Below are 17,202 nucleotides of genomic sequence, written 5' to 3' on the forward strand. Positions count from 1 at the left end.
CTGGCTTCGAGCGGCGGTGAGCGCCGTGATCGACCATCCTTGACATAGATGCGATCACATTGCCCACATTGGGGAAGTCGAGACCCATGACTGAATCAGAGTTCCCGTCGCAAGGCCGGCCCGTCGATCTCTACCTCGATCTGTTGCGGGTCCGCATGACCCCGACCGACTACGCGCTGCTGCTCCGCATGGTCGAACCCGTGCTCGAAGCGATGCAGGAGCAGCGGGCCGGGCCCATCGAGCTGAGTCTGGAGGGCGAGGAGGGCGACAACGTCTCGCAGGAGGTCCGCGACGAGGCGTCCCTCGTGGTGGCGGTGGCCGTCACGGGCCGGATGGACAACGAGATCGTCGAGATCGAGACCGAGGAGGGCGGACCCGTCAGGGTGGTGACCGACTCGGGTACCGCGGCCGACCCCGCCCGGTGCCAGGAGATCGCCGACTACATCGGTGAACGCCACCGCCAGGACGAGGAGCTGCGGGGCATCGCCGAGGCGAGCGGACTGCCCACCGACGTCTGACCGCGGATGTCCGACGCCGGCCGTCCGACCCCGACGTCCGCAACCCCGTACGGACCGGTGCCAGACGCGTCACACGGCACGGATTCCCGGTGTGCGCGCGGCGCGTCCCTGCGATGCTGCGCCCGTGCCGATCACTTCACCCGTGCCGGAACCGGTCACGCCCGACGCCCCCGTCGCGCTCCGCCGCCCCCTGCTCACCCAGGAGTGGCTGGACCTCACCTTCGTGCACTGGGCCGTGGACCCGGGGGCCGTGGCCGGGCTGCTGCCGGCCGGCACCACCCCCGACACCCTGGACGGCGTCACCTACGTCGGACTGGTCGCCTTCCGTATGCACCGGGTGGGCTGGCTGCGGCTCCCGGGCGTGCCCTACTTCGGCTCGTTCCCGGAGACCAACGTGCGGCTGTACTCGGTGGACGGGCACGGGCGGCGCGGTGTGGTCTTCCGTTCCATGGACGCGTCCCGGCTCCTGCCGGTCGCCCTGGGGCGCCTCGGGTTCCGGCTGCCGTACGTGTGGTCCCGGATGTCCGTGCGGAGGGGCCAGGGCCTGGTCGTCTACACCGGCGCCCGGCGGCTGCCGGGCCCGCGCGGCGCGTACAGCCGTCTGGTCGTGCGGCCCGGGGAGCGCATAGCGGAGCCGACCGCTCTCGAACACTTCCTGACCGCCCGGTGGGGTATGCACAAGCCGGTCTCCGACGGCACGGGTTTCCTGCCCAACGACCATCCCCGCTGGCCGCTGCACCGCGCGACGCTGATCACCTGCGAGGAGAACCTCGTACGGTCGGCCGGCCTGCCCGCCCCCACGGGGGAGCCGGTGAGCGTGCTCTACTCGCCGGGCGTCCCCGTACGGCTCGGCCGCGCCATGGCGGGACCGCCGCGCGGGTGAGGCCGCCCGCGCCTCACCGGCCGGGGCCGGGCTCCGGGCGCCGCGTGGTGAGCAGCAGTGCTATGTCGTCGGGGCGGTCGGCCACGTGCCGCGCCCTGGCGGTGAGCCGGTCGGCGACCGCCGCGAGCGACCGGCCCCCGGAGCGGCCCCCCGGGCGCCCGGCGGGGGACCCGGCACGGGCCAGGGCGACCCGCAGCGCGGTGATGCCCTCGTCGATGTCGACACCGGGCCGCTCGACCAGCCCGTCCGTGTAGAGGGCCAGGATCGAGCCGGGGTCCAGTCGCAACTCCGTCACCGGGTAGGTGGCCCCCGGATCCACCCCGAGGACGACCCCGCCGGGGATGTCCAGGACGTGGGTGCGGCCGTCCGGGAGGCGCAGGACCGGCGGCGGATGTCCCGCCCTGGCCACCCGGGCCAGACCGGTCAGCGGATCCAGCCGGATGTAGCAGCAGCTGGCGAACAGACCCGGGTCGAGGTCGATCAGGAGATGGTTGGTGCCGCTCATGACCTCGTCGGGCGGCCGGTCCCCGAGCGCGAAAGCCCGTACGGCGCTGCGCAGTTGCCCCATCGTGGCGGCCGCCTGGACGCCGTGTCCCTGGACGTCGCCGATGACCAGCGCGAGACCGTCGCCCGACTCGACGACGTCGTACCAGTCGCCTCCCACGTCCATGCCCTGGGTGCCCGGCAGATAGCGCCCGACGGTCTCCACCCGCGGGTGCGCGGACAGACGCCGGGGGAGGAGCGCCTGCTGAAGACCTCGTGCGAGCGCGGCCTCGGTGTCGTAGCGGTGGGCCTTCTCCATGGCGTGCGCGATCAGCCCGGCGAGCGCCGTGAGGACCGTGCGTTCCTCGGTGCTGAAGTCGCGGGGGCGGTCGAAGCCCAGGATGCAGGATCCCACCGGACGCCCGGAGGCGATCAGGGGCAGGAAGGCACGGGAGCCCTCCGTGGCGTCGAGCGGGATGCCCGGGTAGGCGGCCGCCAGTTGCTGCATCGACTCGAAGAAGAGCGGGTGGCCACTGGTGAGGGTCTCGACCCCGGGCAGCCGCGCGTCCAGACCGACCCCTTCGAACGGTGCGAGGAACCCCGAAGGGAAGCCGGTTTCCCAGGCCAGATAGAGGTGGCGCTCCTGCAGCAGATAGATGGCGAGCCGGCCCCCGCCGAAGGCCGGCAGCAGCTCCTGCATCACCACCGCGGAGACCTGCCGCGCGGTCACCGCCTCGGTCAGCGCGATGGCCAGGACGATCGGCCGGTACAGCGGAGCCATGGAGGTGACTTCGGCCGTCGGTCCGCCGGGCGGCGGCATCCCGGCCACCGCGGCCCCCTCGTACGGGGGCGGCGGGCCCGCCGCCGGCTCGGCCATCCGGTTCGCCGGCACCACGGTGCAGGTCAGGATGTCGGCCCCGGGATAGACGGAGAGCGCCAGCCAGTCACCGCCCCCACGGGCCTTCGGGGGCGGGTCCTCGCCGTCGGGGAGCGGCCGTACGACGTGGAAGTGCGCCGGTTCCGAGGACAGCAGGGCCTCGCGCAGATGGTCCTCGTAGGAGGACCGCTCCAGCCAGGGCACCTCCTCGCCCAGGGGCCGGCCCAGCAGCCGCGCGCGTGGCCGGCCCAGCAGCCGGGCGGCCCGCTCGTTCGCGTAGACGATCAGGCCGAGGCGGTCGAGACAGAACACACCCTCCGGAAGCAGATCGGCCGCTCCGTCGGCCGCCGACCCGATGCCCGGATCGAGGACGAGGCCCCGCACGGCCCGCGCCCCGTTCGGCACGGCCGTGTCCTGCGGGTTCCAGAGCTCCAGCAGCCGCAGGCTGCCGTCGGCGGCGCGCACCGGCAGGGGCAGGGACGGGGGTCTCCCCGCGGCCGTCTCCCGTAAGGCGGCCAGGAGCTGCTGGGCGTCGGGGGCAGCCATCGCGTCCGCGAGCGCCCCCGGGGTGTCCGTGCACGCATTCGGCGCCACGCCGAGCAAGGCGCGCAGAGGGCTGTCCGTGGTCATGACGTCGGACGCCGGATCCCAGCTGAACCGCCCGACGCGGCCGGCCGGAGGACGGGTGGCCGGTGGCCGTACGCACAGCGGCTCGCCGTCCCAGGCGACGTCCGGCCCGCCGTCCTCCTCCAGGTTCCACAGCGCCCGCCCCAGGTCCTCGGCCAGGCGCGCCATACGGTCGCGGTCGGGCAGGACCTCGGTGGCGTCCGAGGCCGAGCGGCGCAACAGCGTCAGCACGCCGTACGTCGTCGACTTCCCCACGACGGGTACGTACAGGGAGCCGAACTGGAACGGCAGGCTCGCCGCGAACTGGGGATAGCGGCGCATCGTCTCGGTGGCGTCCGGGAGCACCACCTGGACGCCCAGCCGGTAGGCGTCGGCCACGGGGAACCTGCGGTCCACGTGCAGGCGCCACCAAGGGCGGAACAACGGCCCCGGCAGTCCCGAGAGCACCGCCAGCCGTAGGAGGCCCGGCGTGCCGGAACGCAGGTACACGCCTCCCGCGAAGCCGCCGGCCGCGCCGATCGCCTCCGTCGTGACCCCGGTGAGCAGCGAGTCCAGGCGTCCAGGGGTCCGGGTCTCGTGCTCGGCTCTCCCAGTCATCGGCCCTACCTCATCCGTGCGCCGCCCGGGTGGCTGACACAGCAAGAATGCGCCACGAGCCCCTCGGCCTGCACCCGGGAGGAGCGTTTGCGCGCATGGACCGGACGAGGCTACCGGGGTGTACGCGATCCGTGGTCCGCCGCGCGGGTCGGTCCGCATGTCCCGCCGAAGGAGGGGAACGTGGAATGTGGATCACACGCCGCCCCGGCGCGTCCTGGTAAGGAGCTCCCATGACCACGTACGTCATCACCGTCCCCGGTACGTTCGTCAACGGTGTCGCGGACGCGGCGCGCTCCGACATCGAGCGCAGGCTCCGCCCCCGGGACCCCAAGAACACGGAGCTGGGCGAGAACGAGGAGCTGAGCCTGCTGTCGGTCGAGGAGGGCGGCATGTTCTCCGCCCGGATCGAGGTCGAGGCGGCGGATCAGGCCGGTGCCGAGGCGGAGGCGGTCCGGCTCGTCTCGCAGGCCCTGCGGGACAGTGGCTTCCCCGAGAAGGACGTCCCCCTGGGGCCCGCCTTCGTGACCGGCATCGACCGCGAGTTCTGAGGGACCCGAGGGCCGAAGCCCCTCACCGGCCGGGCCGGCGCCGCGCCGTCCGCTCAGAGCCGTGCGCCGTTCTCCCCCGCCTGCTCGACCAGCCGGGACAGCTCGACGCGTGAGCGCACCCCGAGCACGGCGAAGACCTTCCGCAGGTGGTAGTCGACCGTCCGGGTGCTGACGGACAGGTGCAGGGCCACCTCGCCGTTCGTGGCGCCCTCGGCCACGCACCGCGCTATCCGCAGCTGCTGGGGTGTGAGGCCGTCCAGCGCGCCGGACCGGGCCACGGCCGGGGCCGCGCCGTTCGCCCGCAGCTCGGCGCGCGTCTGGTCCGCCCAGATGCGGGCTCCGCAGCGCTCGAAGCCGACCAGCGCGTCCCGCAGGCAGGCGCGCGCCTCCCGGAGCCTGCGCCGCCTGCGCAGCCACTTGCCGTACAGCAGCCGGGTACGCGCCGACTCGAAGCCGCCGCCCGCCCGCGTGTGCAGCGTGAGCGCGTTCTCGTACCAGGCGTCGGCCCGGTCCGCGTCGGCCACCAGCGCCCGGCACCGGGCGAGCTGGGCGGGCGCCTGCACGTCGGCGCCGAAGCGCGCCCACAGCGCGAACTCCTCCACGACGGCCCGCGCGGCGTCCCGCTGCCCGGCGACCACCGCGGCCTCCACGTAGCAGGGCATGGCCAGCATGCGTACGGCGAAGTGGCCGCCGTCCGGGCCGGGGCGGACCAGCGGGCCCAGCCGGGCGGCCGCCTCGAAGGGGCGCCCGCGGCCCAGTTCGGCGCGGCCCAGGGCCCATTCGGCGAGCGTCGCGGCCTGGCGGAGTCCATGGCGCCGCGCGGTCGCCAGCGCGGCGTCCGCGTGGTGTGCGACCTGCGCCGACTCGTCCGCGATCGACGCCGCCAGGGCCAGTACGGCGTGGTGATGGGCCGCCACGTTGCTCTGTCCGTACCGGTGCGCGGCGCGCAGCCCCTCCTCGGCGTGTGTCCGGGCCCGCGCGTGCCGGCCCGTCCTCAGCTCCGCGTAGGCCAGCAGTTCCAGGGCCCGCGGCAGGGACGCCTCCGGCCCCCGTGACCGGGCCGCCGCGAGTGTTCGGGCGCCGATCCGGCAGGCGGCGGGCACGTCTCCCAGGAGGAGGGCCGCCGCGCCCGACCACAGCAGCCGTTCCGGTTCGTCCTCCTGCCAGGCGTGCTCGACCACGTGGCGCAGCGACGGGACGGCCCGGCCGAAGTCCCGCTCCAGCATCGCGCGCAAGCCGTGCAGATAGTCCCGCGGCAGACCCGGCTCCGCGGCGGCCGGGGCGGGCGCCCGCTGTGCGACGGTGACCGCGCGGACGGGCACGACCGTACGGTCCGCCGCGTTCAGGGCCCGCAGACAGGCGGCCTCGTCGCCCGTGGCCCAGGCCGCCTCCGCGGCGCCGAGACCCGCGAGCAGGGCGTGGGCGGGCTCGTCGGCGGCGAGCAGCGACCGGGCGAGCAGCAGGGACTCACCGGCGTCGGCGGCGGGCCCGTCGCGCAGCGCCAGGGTGCCGCGCAGCCCTGCGGAGCGGCCCCTGACGGCGGCGGGCAGGGCGCTGTCGTGCGAGCGGCCGATCAGCCGGCGGGCCGCCGGCGCGCGGCCCGCGAGCAGTGCCTGTTCGGCCGCCGCCGTCAGACGCTCCGACCGCAGCGGTCCGTCCGCCGTCAGCTCCGCGGCGCGCGCGAACGCCGCCGAGCGCTGTCTTCGGGAGGCGGTGACGCGCGGGTCGGCCGCCGCGGCGGCCAGCTGGTCCGCCAGCGGCGGGGCGTGTCCGGTGACGGACCAGGCCCGGTGCAGCAGCGCGCCGAGCCCGGATCCCTCGCCCGCCAGGGCCGCGGCGAGCGCCCGGTGGGCGGCGCGGCGCCGGTCGGGACGGGCGCAGGCGTACACGGCTCGGCGGACGACGGGGCTGGTGAAGCGGTACCGGCCGGCGGAGAGCACGAGGACGTCCGGGACGCGGTCCAGGGCGCGTACGGCCTGCGGGCGGTCGAGCCGCGCTGCCGCCGTATGGACCAGTTCGGCGTCGGCGCCGGACTCCGACTCCGGGTCCGGGTCCGGGTCCGGCTGCTCAGGACCGTACTTGAGTGCGGCCGCCGCCAGGAGGAGGAGTTCGCACGCTTCGGCGGGGAGCCCCGCCAGGTGCGGGCCGGCCACGCTCCTCAGCGTCTCGGCGTCGGCGAGCGGCCAGGGCAACCGGCGCGCGCCGGACAGCTCGTCGGGCGACAGCCGGGCGACCAGGGCGCGCAGCAGGGCCGGGTTGCCCCGGGCCTGTGCCAGCAGTTCCGCGCGGACGGCCGGGTCGACGGGACCGCTCGTCGTGCCGTCGAGGAGGGCCTCTGCGGCGTACGGAGGCAGCGGGGCGAGTGTGCGGACGGGCAGCGCCGCGAAGTCGGGGCCGGCCGCGTGATGCCTGGCGACCGTCAGGAGCAGCCGCACCGGCCCGGCCGTGTGCAGCCGCCGGGCCGCGAAGCCGAGGGCGGCCCGCGAGGGCACGTCCCACAGGTGCGCGTCGTCGACACACACCAGCAGGGGCGAGCCGGCGGCGATCGAGGCCAGCAGCCGGAGCAGGCACTCGGGGTCCGTCCGGACGTCGAAGGCCCGTGCTCCCGGCAGGCCGCCCGCGGCACACCGCAGCGCGTGCACGCCGCTTCCGCGGAGGCCGGACTCCGCGAGGCCGGCCCGCACCCGCAGCGCGCGCCCGCCCCCGGCCTCGAAGGCGCGGGCCGCCCACTCGGCCAGCGCGGTACGGCCGAGGCCGGGGTCCCCGGCGAGTACGAGCACCGGGGTGTCCGCGCCGGACGGGTCCGGGTCCGACAGGGCGGCCAGCGCCGCGAGTTCCGCGCTTCGGCCGTGCAACGGGGGAGACTGGGGCACGTTCGTCCGTCCGGTCATCCCTGTGACGTTACGTTCGCGCGGCGCGGGGCGGAAGCGGTCGGTCCGCGCCTCCCGCCGCGCGGTGTTCGCCCCTCCCACCTGCGCCGACGCGGCCGGCATCCGGTGCTTGCGTGTACCCCTGCCCAGTGGCGTGCCCATAGTTCTGTGCACACGCACAGCGCCGGTGGGCGGCCCGTGTTCCCCGCACGGCCGCCCACCGGCTGCTCCTTGTGGTGCCTGTCTCAGGAGGTGTGCGGGCAGTTGCCCCGGTACTCCTCGATGGTCAGGCTCGGCCGCGGCAGCGGGCAGAGGAACTGCTCGTAGCGGGTGTCGTTGTCCACGAACCGCTTGAGCCACGAAACGCTGTACTTCGCGATCGTCGTGTCGGACGAGTTCGGCGTGAAGTGGGTCGCGTTGTTGAGCTCCAGGTACGCCTTGTCGGTGGAGGACGGCAGGCTTCCGTAGAACGGCTCCGCGTGCGAGGCGACGGGCGCGATCGTGTCACCGTCCGCTCCGAAGATCAGGGTGGGGGTGCTGACCTCGGGCCAGGACTTGTCGAGGTTCCAGGGCGTCAGCGGGATCGCCGCCTGGAGGGACGGGCGGGTCTTCGCGGCCTCCAGACTGCCGCCGCCGCCCATCGAATGCCCCATCACCGCGAGCCGGGTGCTGTCGATCCGGGTGCGTACGCTGCTGCGCTGGGTGAGGTAGTCGAGCGAGGCCAGCAGCTGCCGGCCGCGCGAGTCGGGCTGGTCCAGGGTGGTGAGGGTGTCGATGGTGAAGACGACGAACCCCTGGGAGGCCAGCCGGGCGCCCAGCCATGAGATCGAGGACTGGGTGCCGGTGTACCCGGGCGAGATCGTCACGGCGCCGAACGTGCCGTCGCCGGTGCTCGTCGGGTAGTAGACGGTTCCGCCGCCGAAACCGGTGACCGCCAGCGACGAGACCGTCGTCTGGGAGACGCTGTACGGACCGCGGACCGCCTCGATGCTCGACGTGGTGGGGGCCGGGCCGCGCTCGTAGGGGTTGTCCGCCGCGTGCGCCCCGGGGGTCGCCAGGGAACTGAGACCCACGACGGTGGCGAGCGCCGCGAGGGCGCCGGTGACACGCCTCGCGGCCCACCCGCCGGGGCGCCGCGGGCGACGGACACCGGACACGGGCGGGACCGTACCGGGGGTGAGCGAGCTGTTCTGCGAGTGCTGCTGCACGACGAAGTCGTCCTCTCGGTCGTGACGAACCGCCGGACCGGGCCGGGCACACGGAGGACCCGCGTGACACACCCGGAAGCTCTGCCGACGGCACCGACCTGCGGCCGGCCACGCCACTGTCGGGGCACGCGAGGGGCGCGGCCATCGGCAATATCACCGGTCATCGGTGCCCCCGGACCCGGACGTTCGTCAACCGGCGCGGATCGGACACCCCCTTCGAGCAGGCTCGGGCCACCCGCGCGCGGCACCTCTAGGCTCTGAGGCGCGACCCCTTCGGGATCCGGGCTCCGGCCGTGCACGCGGGGAGAGGCAGAAGGAGAGGCTGATGGACTACTACGACCTCGGCACCCACGGACGTGCCGTGACGACGGCGTCCGCCCAGGCCCAGCTGTGGTTCGACCGGGGGCTGGTCTGGTCGTACGCCTTCCACCACGAGGAGGCCGTCTCCTGTTTCGAGGCCGCCGCCGCGGCCGACCCCGACTGCGCCATGGCCCACTGGGGCCTCGCCTACGCCCTCGGCCCGAACTACAACAAGCCCTGGGAGTCCTTCGACGGCGCGGATCTGGCCCGTACCGTCGACCGCACACACGCCGCCGTGGAGCTCGCGCGGGAGAAGGCGGCCGGTGCCACCCCCGTCGAGCGGGCCCTGATCGGCGCGCTGCGCGCCCGCTACCCGCAGGCGAAGGCCGTCGAGGACTGCTCGGTGTGGAACGAGCCGTACGCCGACAGCATGCGCGCCGTGTACGAACTCGCCCCCAACGACCTGGACGTGGCGACGCTCTACGCCGACGCGCTGATGAACCTCACTCCGTGGGAGCTGTGGGACCAGCGCACGGGCGAGCCGGCCGCCGGCGCACGCACCGCGGTGGCCAAGGAGGTGCTGGAGCGGGCCATGGCCACCGAGGAGGGCGCGCGGCACCCGGGGCTGCTGCACCTGTACATCCACCTGATGGAGATGTCCTCGGCCCCCGAGACCGCGCTGCCCGCCGCGGACCGGCTGCGCGGGCTGGTCCCCGACGCCGGTCACCTCCAGCACATGCCCACCCACCTGGACGTGCTCTGCGGCGACTACCGGCGCGTCGTGGCCGACAACGGCACGGCGATCGAAGCCGACGAGAAGTACCTCGCGCGGTCCGGGCCGATGAACTTCTACACGCTGTACCGGTCGCACAACTACCACTTCAGGATCTACGGCGCGATGTTCCTCGGACAGTCGGGGACCGCCCTGGAGACGGTGGCCCGGCTGGAGGCCTCGGTCCCGGAGGAGCTGCTGCGCGTGCAGAGCCCGCCCATGGCGGACTGGCTGGAGGGCTTCCTCGCCATGCGGGTCCACGTCCTGATCAGGTTCGGCCGCTGGGCCGACATCCTGCGGCTTGAGGTGCCCGCCGATCCGCGGCTGTACTGCGTGACGACGGCGATGCTCCACTACGCGCGCGGCGTCGCCCTCTCGGCGACCGGCCGGATCGACGAGGCCGAGACCGAGCGCGGGCTGTTCCGGGAGGCGCTCACGCGGGTCCCGGAGACACGGATGCTGTTCAACAACACCTGCGCCGACATCCTCGCCGTCGCCTCGGCGATGCTCGACGGCGAACTGGAGTACCGCAAGGGTGATCACGACGCGGCCTTCGCCGCCCTGGAGCGGTCGATCGAGCTCGACGACGGCCTGCCCTACGACGAGCCCTGGGGGTGGATGCAGCCCACCCGGCACGCGTACGGCGCCCTGCTCCTCGAACAGGGACGGGTCGCCGAGGCGGAAGCGGTCTACCGGGCCGACCTGGGGCTCGACGACACGCTTCCCCGCGCCTCGCACCACCCCGGCAACGTCTGGGCCCTGCACGGCTTCCACGAGTGCCTCGTCCGGCTGGGCAGGACCGGGGAGGCACGGATCGTGGCCCAGCAGTTGAAGCTCGCCGCCGCGGTGGCGGACGTGCCGATCGAGGCGTCGTGCCTCTGCCGCCTCGACCGCGACGCGGCCCCCGTCGCCGACGGCACGGGAACGTCCGGCGCCTCTGTCACCCCGGTGGCTGACGGCGGTTGCTGCTAGCGGTGGTGCCGCTGATGCGGCAGCCGCCGTGCTGTCCGGCCGGCCGACGGCCGCAGCCTCTTGTCCGCCTCGAATGGCTGACCGTACGCTGACAAGTCATAGCACGTCGGGCGTGAGCGACCGGGGGAGCCGTCATGTCCTGGGACCACAACGACTTCCGTGACGGGTTCGTCATACCGCCGATGCCGACCGCGCCGCCGCCCGCACCCGCGGACCGCCGGCGAGCGGCCGCGGTGGCGCTGCTGAACCTCGGCGGGCTCGGGCTCGGCTACGCGATGGTGCGCCGCTGGTGGCTGACGGCGGCCTGCTGGGCGGCGACGGGGGTGCTGTTCCTGGTCGCGCTGCCCGCGGACCCGGACGGCGTCCCCACCGGCGCCCTCGTCGCGTATCTCGTCCTCCTCGGCCTCGCGGCCGTCCACGGCGCGGTCGTGGGCCTGCGGACCCGGCCGGCCTGGCCGCCCTCACCCTGGCTCGCCGTCGTCCTCGGGCTCGTGCTCCTGGCCGTGCCCGCCGGAGGCGTCGCCCTGTACGACGGCGCGCGCGACGAGGCCACCGAGCAACTGCTCCTGGACCGTCTGGAGCGCGCGGACGAACTGGTCCGGGCGGCCGGCGAGCGGCCCTTCTCGACGGCGGAGCCCGACTACCGGCGCGCCCTGGCCGTCTACCACGACCTCCGCGGCGACCACCCCGGCTCGCGGGCGGCCGACCGGGTCCCGGACCGGCTCACGGCCTACTACGCCACCGTCGGTTCCGCGTACGAGCGGCGGAACTACTGTGACGCCGTCGAGCCCTTGAAATACCTCCGTACGGTTCCGCGCACCCTGGACAAGAAGGCCCTCGGAGCGCTGGCGACCTGGCCCGACGGCCGGCTGGCCACCTCGCTCTACGCGTGCGGGGCGCAGTCGCTGTCCGGCGGATCCGGCGACTGGACCACCCACTACGGCGAACTCCTGTCGGCCTTCCCGCGCTCCGAACAGACCGCGAAAGTGGAGCCCTCCGTCAGGGCGGCGGTCGACAAGGCCGTCGAGGACGTCGGCGGAGACGACCCCTGCGCGGCCGTCGAGCGCCTGGAGACCCTCAACTCCCAGGTCGTCGGACTGCCCGGAGAGCGTGCGGGGCTGGCCGAAGCCCTCGGCGAGGACGCCGACCGGGCGGACCGGGGCGCCGCCACGGGGATGTACGCCTGCGGGGTGGACCAGTACGAGGAGGGGAGCTTCGCCGAGGCCGTCACCACCATGAACGACTTCGTCAAGAACAACGAACGGCACAAGAACCGGGCCCGCGCCAAGAAGATCGCCATCGCCGCCGAGGTCGCCCAGACCGTGCCCGCCGCGGGCAGGCGGCTGCCGACCACGGCGTCCGGCGGCGGCATCACCGTCACGGTCAAGAACGACAGCCCCGACGACATCAAGGTCCTGTACACGGGGCCCGTGACGGGAAGCTTCACGCTCAAGGCCTGCGGAGGATGCACCTCGTACTCCCTCGCCGCCACGGTGGTGCGGGGCTTCGAACCGTGCAGCGACAGCGGCAGGAACTACCCGCAGCGGACCATCAGGCTGCCCGCCGGTACGACGTACTTCGTGCACAAGTCCCAGAGCGGCCTCGGGAAGTCCCCGGCGTCGGACACCGCCGAGCTGTCGTCCGGCTACATCTACACGGAGTGCGCGTACACCACGAGCTTCGGCTACTGACGCGGTACGCCATTCCGGCAGCGGTGCGGTTCCGGCACCCGAGGCATATCGACCCTTTCCGTGTGCGGAATTCATGTCGATTTGAGGCGTTCGGCGCGGGAGATCCCTCTGGGGGCCCGGTGACGGGTGTGTGGATTCTGTGGGCCATGCGCCGGGCGGGGGTCGTCGGCCGGTCTGCGGGTATGAATCCGGTAAACTCGTGGATCTTGGTTTGGGTTGCGGAAATATCTATTGCGCAATAGCTAGGTGAGTCATGAATCTTTTTAGTCGAGGTGCTTCTCCCCGCCGCTCGACCACTCTCGTCGAACCGGAACGGCCCGCGGGACCGCCCGTTTTCCCCCAGGGCGGTCCGTCGGAACCCGACCCGAGAATGCTGACCGGAAACTGGGTCATCGACCCCGCGCACAGCAGGATCGGCTTCTCCGTCCGGCACGCCATGGTCACGACGGTGCGGGGCGCGTTCACGGACTACCAGAGCCGCCTGTACTTCGACGGCCGCGACCCGTCTCGCTCGGGGGCCGAGATCGTGATGTCCACCGCCAGTGTCGAGACGGGTGTGGACCAGCGCGACAGCCACGTGGCCGGACGTGACTTCCTGGATTCCGCGACCTACCCGCACATGCGGTTCCTCAGCACCTCGGTGCAACTCGCGGACAGTGACGTCTACCGGATGACCGGCGACCTCACCATCAAGAACAGGACGCGTTCCGTCGTCCTGGAGCTGACCTACATCGGCTATGTCACCGACCCGTTCGGCTACGAGCGCGTCGGCTTCGACGGCACCACCACCATCAACCGCTCGGACTGGGGCCTGACCTACAACGCCAGGCTGGCCGAGGGCGGCGCCATGGTGAGCGACAAGGTCCGCCTCCAGTTCGACATCGCCGCCATCCGCGCCACCCCGCCGACGGGCTGAGCCCCGCTCCGGCAGCAGTCCGCGGCCGGGCGGGGGCCCGAGCTCCCTCCGTTCCGCCGTCCGGTCAGACGCTCCGGGGCGCGAACGCTCCGGTGGCGCCGAAGACCTGCTCGGCGAAGCGTTCGCCGATGAGACGGTGGGTGGCCGCGTCCGGGTGGAGCTGGTCGGGCAGCGGCAGTTCGGCGAAGTCGGCCTCGTCGTAGAGCCGGAGACCGTCGAGGTGGTGCAGGTTCGGGTCCTCCTGCGCCCGCTGCGCCACGATCCGGGCCAGCTCGTCCCGGATGACCCGCAGGGTCAGCTTCCCGGCGGCCTTCTCCGCCGGGTCGCCCATGGCCACGAACCGCAGTTTCCCGTCGGACATGTCGGCGAGGTCCGGGGCGCTCGGGCCGGGGGTGTCCTCGTGGATGGGGCACAGGATCGGCGAGACGACCAGCAGGGGCGTGTCGGGGTGGCCCTCGCGGACGGTGTCGAGGAAGCCGTGGACGGCGGGGGTGAACGCGCGCAGCCGCATCACGTCGGCGTTGACCAGGTTGATGCCGATCTTGAGGCTGATCAGATCGGCCGGGGTGTCCCGCAGGGTGCGCGCCACGAACGGGTCGAGCAGCGCGCTGCCGCCCAGGCCCAGGTTGATCAGCTCCACGCCGCCGCGGGAGGCGGCGAGGGCGGGCCAGATGCTGGTCGGCCCCGCGGCGTCGGAACCATGGCTGATGGAGCTGCCGTGGTGCAGCCACACCCTGCGCCCCCGGTCCGGCGCGGGCTCGACCGGGGCGTCGGTGCGCAGCGCGACGAGCTCGGTGGTCTCGTTGTGCGGCAGCCAGATCTCGACGTCCTTGTCGCCGTCGGGCAGGCCGGTGAAGCGGAGGGTGCCGACCGGACCGGTCTTGAGCTCGAAGCTTCCGTCGGTCATGTCGACGGTCAGCGTCCTGCCGCCGCGCACACTGTCCTGGCCCGCCGGAACTCCGTCGACGAGGAGTTCGTACACGCCGTCCGGGCGCGGTGGGGCGCCCACGTAGACCCGCTTGGTGGGCAGGGTGTCCAGTTCGACGGCGGTGGCCCGGGTGCGCAGGACCAGCCGTACGCCCGACGGCTGGGACTCGGCCATGGCCAGCTGTCCGTCGGTGTACTGGGCGCGGGCCCAGGCGGGCAGCCGGTGCGGCAGCACGCCGTGCTCGGTGGGTTCCAGGTCGAGGGCGCCGCGCAGGAGGTCCTCGGTGATGGGCGTGGTGATCCAGTTGTCCTTGGTGTGCATGGCTTCGACCTTGTCGGTTCGGTGGGGGCGGTTCGGTGGGGCGGGGCGTGCGGGCGGGCCCGGCTCTACGGGGCGGGCCAGTTCCGCAGCAGCGCGTCGAGGGCGTCCAGGACCCGGGTCCAGGTCTCCTGCGAGTCGGGGGCGCTGTGGCTGAACCCGCCGGCCAGTTCCAGGCTGACGTAGCCGTGGAAGACGCTGCCCAGCAGCCGGACCGCGTGGGTCTGGTCGGGTTCCGTGAGGTCGTAGCCGCGCAGGATGGCCCGCGTCATCTGTGAGTGCCGGCCTCCGGCGCTGGCCGCCGCGGCCTCGGGGGTGAGCTTGAGCTGCGCGGCGGCATAGCGGCCGGGATGCTCGGCGGCGTAGTCGCGGTAGACGTTCGCCATGGCGACGAGGGCGTCCTTGCCGGCCCGTCCGGCCAGTGCGGCGGCGCCCCGGTCGGCCAGCTCCTCCAGGGCGAGCAGCGCGATCCCGGTCCTGAGGTCCTGGGAGTTCTTCAGGTGCGAGTACAGGCTCGCGACCTTGACGTCGAACCGCCTGGCGAGCGCGGACAGGGTCACCTGGTCGAAGCCGACCTCGTCGGCCAGCTCCGCGCCCGCCCGCACGAGGCGTTCCGTGGTCAGTCCTACGCGAACCATGAGGTCCCTCCCGTCGGGTAGGAACCATTATGCATTTGCCTAAAGCGTTTAGGCAAATGAGTGCACGGTGAAGGTAGGGGAGCCGCTGTGGGCCGCCCGCCCGGGTCGCTCGCCGGCCGCCTCCGTCAGTGGGTGATGCCGTCGATCAGGTCGCGGGCGCCCTGGCGCAGCAGGGCGACGGCCACGGAGGTGCCGAGGGTGGCGGGGTCGAGTCGGCCGGCCCACTCGTGGGCGTTGAGCTGGGTCTTGCCGTCCGGGGTGAACACACAGGCGCGCAGGGACAGTTCACCGCCCCGGCCGGCCGTGGCGTAACCGGCGATCGGTGAATTGCAGTGCCCCTGGAGGACGTGCAGGAACATGCGCTCCGCGGTGGCCTCGCGATGGGTGTCCGGGTCGCCGAGGGCACTGACGGCGTCGATGACCGCGCTGTCGCCCTCACGGCACTGCAGGGCGAGGATGCCCGCCCCGATCGGCGGCATCATCGTCTCGGGGGAGAGGACCTCGGTGATCACATCGGCGCGGCCGATGCGCTCCAGACCCGAGACCGCGAGCAGCAGCGCGTCCGCCTCGCCCGCCGCGAGCTTCTCCAGGCGCCGGTTCGCGTTGCCCCGGAAGGGCACGCACCGCAGGTGCGGACGGGAGGCGGCGAGCTGCGCGACGCGGCGCACGGAGGAGGTCCCGATCCGGGTCCCGGCGGGCAGTTCGTCGAGACGGAGCCCGTCCGGGTGGATCAGGGCGTCACGGATGTCGTCCCGCTTGAGGAACGCGGCGAACACGGTGCCCGCGGGGAGCGGCCGGTCGGCCGGCACGTCCTTGACGCAGTGCACCGCCAGGTCGGCCTCACCGGACAGCAGCGCGGCGTCGACCTCCTTGGTGAACGCCCCCTTGCCCTCGACCTCGGCGAGGTCGCCCAGCCACTTGTCGCCGGTCGTCTTCACGGGGACGACCTCGGTGCGTGTGCCGGGGTGGAGCGCGGCCAGCTCGGCCCGTACGCGCGCCACTTGGGACAGGGCCATGGGCGAGTCGCGGGAGACGATGCGGATCAGTTCGGGAGCGTGCATGGCCACCACGATAGACCGTGGGCCGCACGCGCACCGTGGGCCTCCCGGTGGACCGTCGCACCGCTCGGCGGGCGCGAACTCAGGGGCCGGGGGCGCTTCGCAGGCCGGGGTGGTCCAGGTCGTCCTCGGCCGAGGGCAGCGTGTTGGAGCCCTCCGACCAGTGGTTGACCCAGCCGCAGTACGAGCACGCGTAGCGGTTGTTGAGCCCGCTCACCTGGGCGCCGCACTGGCGGCAGTCCGTCGTGGTGATCTCCGCGCCGGCCGGCGGAGGCAGCTCCTGCGTCATGGAGGCAGCGTACCCGCGCGGGTCGGTCAGCCGGTGGGCATCAGGACGGTGTCGATGATCTCGACGTTGGCGTTGGCGGTCTTGACGTCGCCGCAGACGACCTTGGCGGAGTCGTTGACGGTGTAGGACTCGCCGGAGCCGGAGGTGGTGAGCTTCGACTTCTCCAGGGTCGGGTAGGAGCCGTTCTCCAGGTCCTTGGGGGCGAGCTTCTGGCCGACGACGTGGTAGGTGAGGATCTTGGTGAGCTGGGCCTTGTCGGCGAGGACCTTGTCCAGGTCGGCCTTCGGGATCTTCGCGAAGGCGTCGTTGGTCGGCGCGAACACGGTGATGTCCTTGGCGTTGTTGAGGGTGTCGACCAGGCCGGCCTTCTTGACGGCTGTCACCAGGGTGGACAGGTCGGGGTTGTTGGAGGCGGCGGTGGCGACCGGGTCCTTGGCCATGCCGTCGAAGGAGCCGGAGCCGCTCGTGGGCACCGACGCACAGCCCGGGCCGAAGGGCTCGTCCTTCGTGGCGGCGTCGCCGGAGCTGCCCATGTCGTCGTCGGACGCGGTGGCGGGGGCCGAGGCCTTGCCGGAGGAGTCCGCCTTGGCGGAGTCGTCGCTGTCGTCGGAGCAGGCGCTCAGGGACAGCGGGAGCACGGCGGCCACGGTGACGGCGAGGGCGACACGGCGGATACGGGTGTTCATGGTGTTCTCCTAGCGGGTTGGAC

The 17,202-nt window shown here is 73.2% G+C and carries 13 protein-coding genes, 1 tRNA gene and 1 pseudogene; 7 read left to right on the forward strand and 8 right to left on the reverse strand.

The features are described from left to right. Window positions 1-86: 86 nt before the first annotated feature. Window positions 87-518, forward strand: coding sequence for a hypothetical protein (locus ACLVWQ_RS04675; protein ID WP_414106858.1), 432 nt, complete (start codon window positions 87-89; stop codon window positions 516-518). A 124-nt stretch (window positions 519-642) separates the two neighbouring features. Next, complete coding sequence (locus tag ACLVWQ_RS04680; RefSeq protein ID WP_414106859.1) at window positions 643-1,401, forward strand: YqjF family protein; 759 nt, start codon at window positions 643-645, stop codon at window positions 1,399-1,401. 13 nt (window positions 1,402-1,414) lie between these two features. Here ACLVWQ_RS04680 and ACLVWQ_RS04685 read toward each other — a convergent pair whose 3' ends face one another. Beyond that, window positions 1,415-3,985 (reverse strand): SpoIIE family protein phosphatase, encoded by a 2,571-nt coding sequence (locus ACLVWQ_RS04685; RefSeq protein WP_414106860.1) that lies wholly within the window; start codon window positions 3,983-3,985, stop codon window positions 1,415-1,417. A 230-nt stretch (window positions 3,986-4,215) separates the two neighbouring features. Between ACLVWQ_RS04685 and ACLVWQ_RS04690 the strand changes: the two genes are divergently transcribed. Next, window positions 4,216-4,533: a hypothetical protein gene (locus tag ACLVWQ_RS04690; RefSeq protein WP_414106861.1), complete on the forward strand. Its 318-nt coding sequence runs from the start codon at window positions 4,216-4,218 to the stop codon at window positions 4,531-4,533. Window positions 4,534-4,586: 53 nt separating this feature from the next. Here the strand turns inward: ACLVWQ_RS04690 and ACLVWQ_RS04695 are convergent, their stop codons facing one another. Further along, window positions 4,587-7,424: a LuxR C-terminal-related transcriptional regulator gene (locus ACLVWQ_RS04695; protein WP_414106862.1), complete on the reverse strand. Its 2,838-nt coding sequence runs from the start codon at window positions 7,422-7,424 to the stop codon at window positions 4,587-4,589. A 224-nt stretch (window positions 7,425-7,648) separates the two neighbouring features. Further along, complete coding sequence (locus ACLVWQ_RS04700) at window positions 7,649-8,611, reverse strand: alpha/beta hydrolase (RefSeq protein ID WP_414106863.1); 963 nt, start codon at window positions 8,609-8,611, stop codon at window positions 7,649-7,651. A gap of 325 nt (window positions 8,612-8,936) precedes the next feature. Here ACLVWQ_RS04700 and ACLVWQ_RS04705 point away from each other — a divergent pair, with 325 nt between their 5' ends. The 4 genes from ACLVWQ_RS04705 to ACLVWQ_RS04720 all read left to right on the forward strand — a co-directional run bounded on the left by ACLVWQ_RS04705 (window position 8,937) and on the right by ACLVWQ_RS04720 (window position 13,520). Next, a complete protein-coding gene (locus ACLVWQ_RS04705; protein ID WP_414106864.1) occupies window positions 8,937-10,655 on the forward strand; it encodes a tetratricopeptide repeat protein in 1,719 nt (572 codons plus the stop codon). Window positions 10,656-10,789: 134 nt separating this feature from the next. Beyond that, window positions 10,790-12,346, forward strand: a complete 1,557-nt coding sequence (locus ACLVWQ_RS04710) for a hypothetical protein (protein ID WP_414106865.1) — start codon at window positions 10,790-10,792, stop codon at window positions 12,344-12,346. Window positions 12,347-12,599: 253 nt separating this feature from the next. Further along, the gene (locus tag ACLVWQ_RS04715; RefSeq protein WP_414106866.1) at window positions 12,600-13,262 is read left to right on the forward strand and encodes a YceI family protein; all 663 of its coding nucleotides are present in this window, start codon (window positions 12,600-12,602) and stop codon (window positions 13,260-13,262) included. A 168-nt stretch (window positions 13,263-13,430) separates the two neighbouring features. After that, a tRNA-OTHER gene (locus ACLVWQ_RS04720) sits at window positions 13,431-13,520 on the forward strand. Between the two features lie 175 nt (window positions 13,521-13,695). On the opposite strand, the pseudogene ACLVWQ_RS04725 reads toward ACLVWQ_RS04720, so the two are convergent. The 5 genes and pseudogenes from ACLVWQ_RS04725 to ACLVWQ_RS04745 all read right to left on the reverse strand — a co-directional run. Next, window positions 13,696-14,511: pseudogene (locus ACLVWQ_RS04725) on the reverse strand (SGNH/GDSL hydrolase family protein); the annotation flags it as partial. Between the two features lie 65 nt (window positions 14,512-14,576). Next, window positions 14,577-15,146 (reverse strand): TetR/AcrR family transcriptional regulator, encoded by a 570-nt coding sequence (locus ACLVWQ_RS04730; RefSeq protein WP_414106867.1) that lies wholly within the window; start codon window positions 15,144-15,146, stop codon window positions 14,577-14,579. Window positions 15,147-15,271: 125 nt separating this feature from the next. Further along, window positions 15,272-16,213 (reverse strand): hydroxymethylbilane synthase, encoded by a 942-nt coding sequence (gene hemC / locus ACLVWQ_RS04735; RefSeq protein ID WP_414106868.1) that lies wholly within the window; start codon window positions 16,211-16,213, stop codon window positions 15,272-15,274. 73 nt (window positions 16,214-16,286) lie between these two features. After that, window positions 16,287-16,493, reverse strand: a complete 207-nt coding sequence (locus tag ACLVWQ_RS04740) for a hypothetical protein (protein WP_414106869.1) — start codon at window positions 16,491-16,493, stop codon at window positions 16,287-16,289. Between the two features lie 26 nt (window positions 16,494-16,519). Next, the gene (locus tag ACLVWQ_RS04745) at window positions 16,520-17,179 is read right to left on the reverse strand and encodes a fasciclin domain-containing protein (protein WP_414106870.1); all 660 of its coding nucleotides are present in this window, start codon (window positions 17,177-17,179) and stop codon (window positions 16,520-16,522) included. Window positions 17,180-17,202: the final 23 nt, after the last annotated feature.

The organism is Streptomyces sp. CWNU-52B, assembly GCF_047444975.1.
GTDB lineage: Bacteria > Actinomycetota > Actinomycetes > Streptomycetales > Streptomycetaceae > Streptomyces.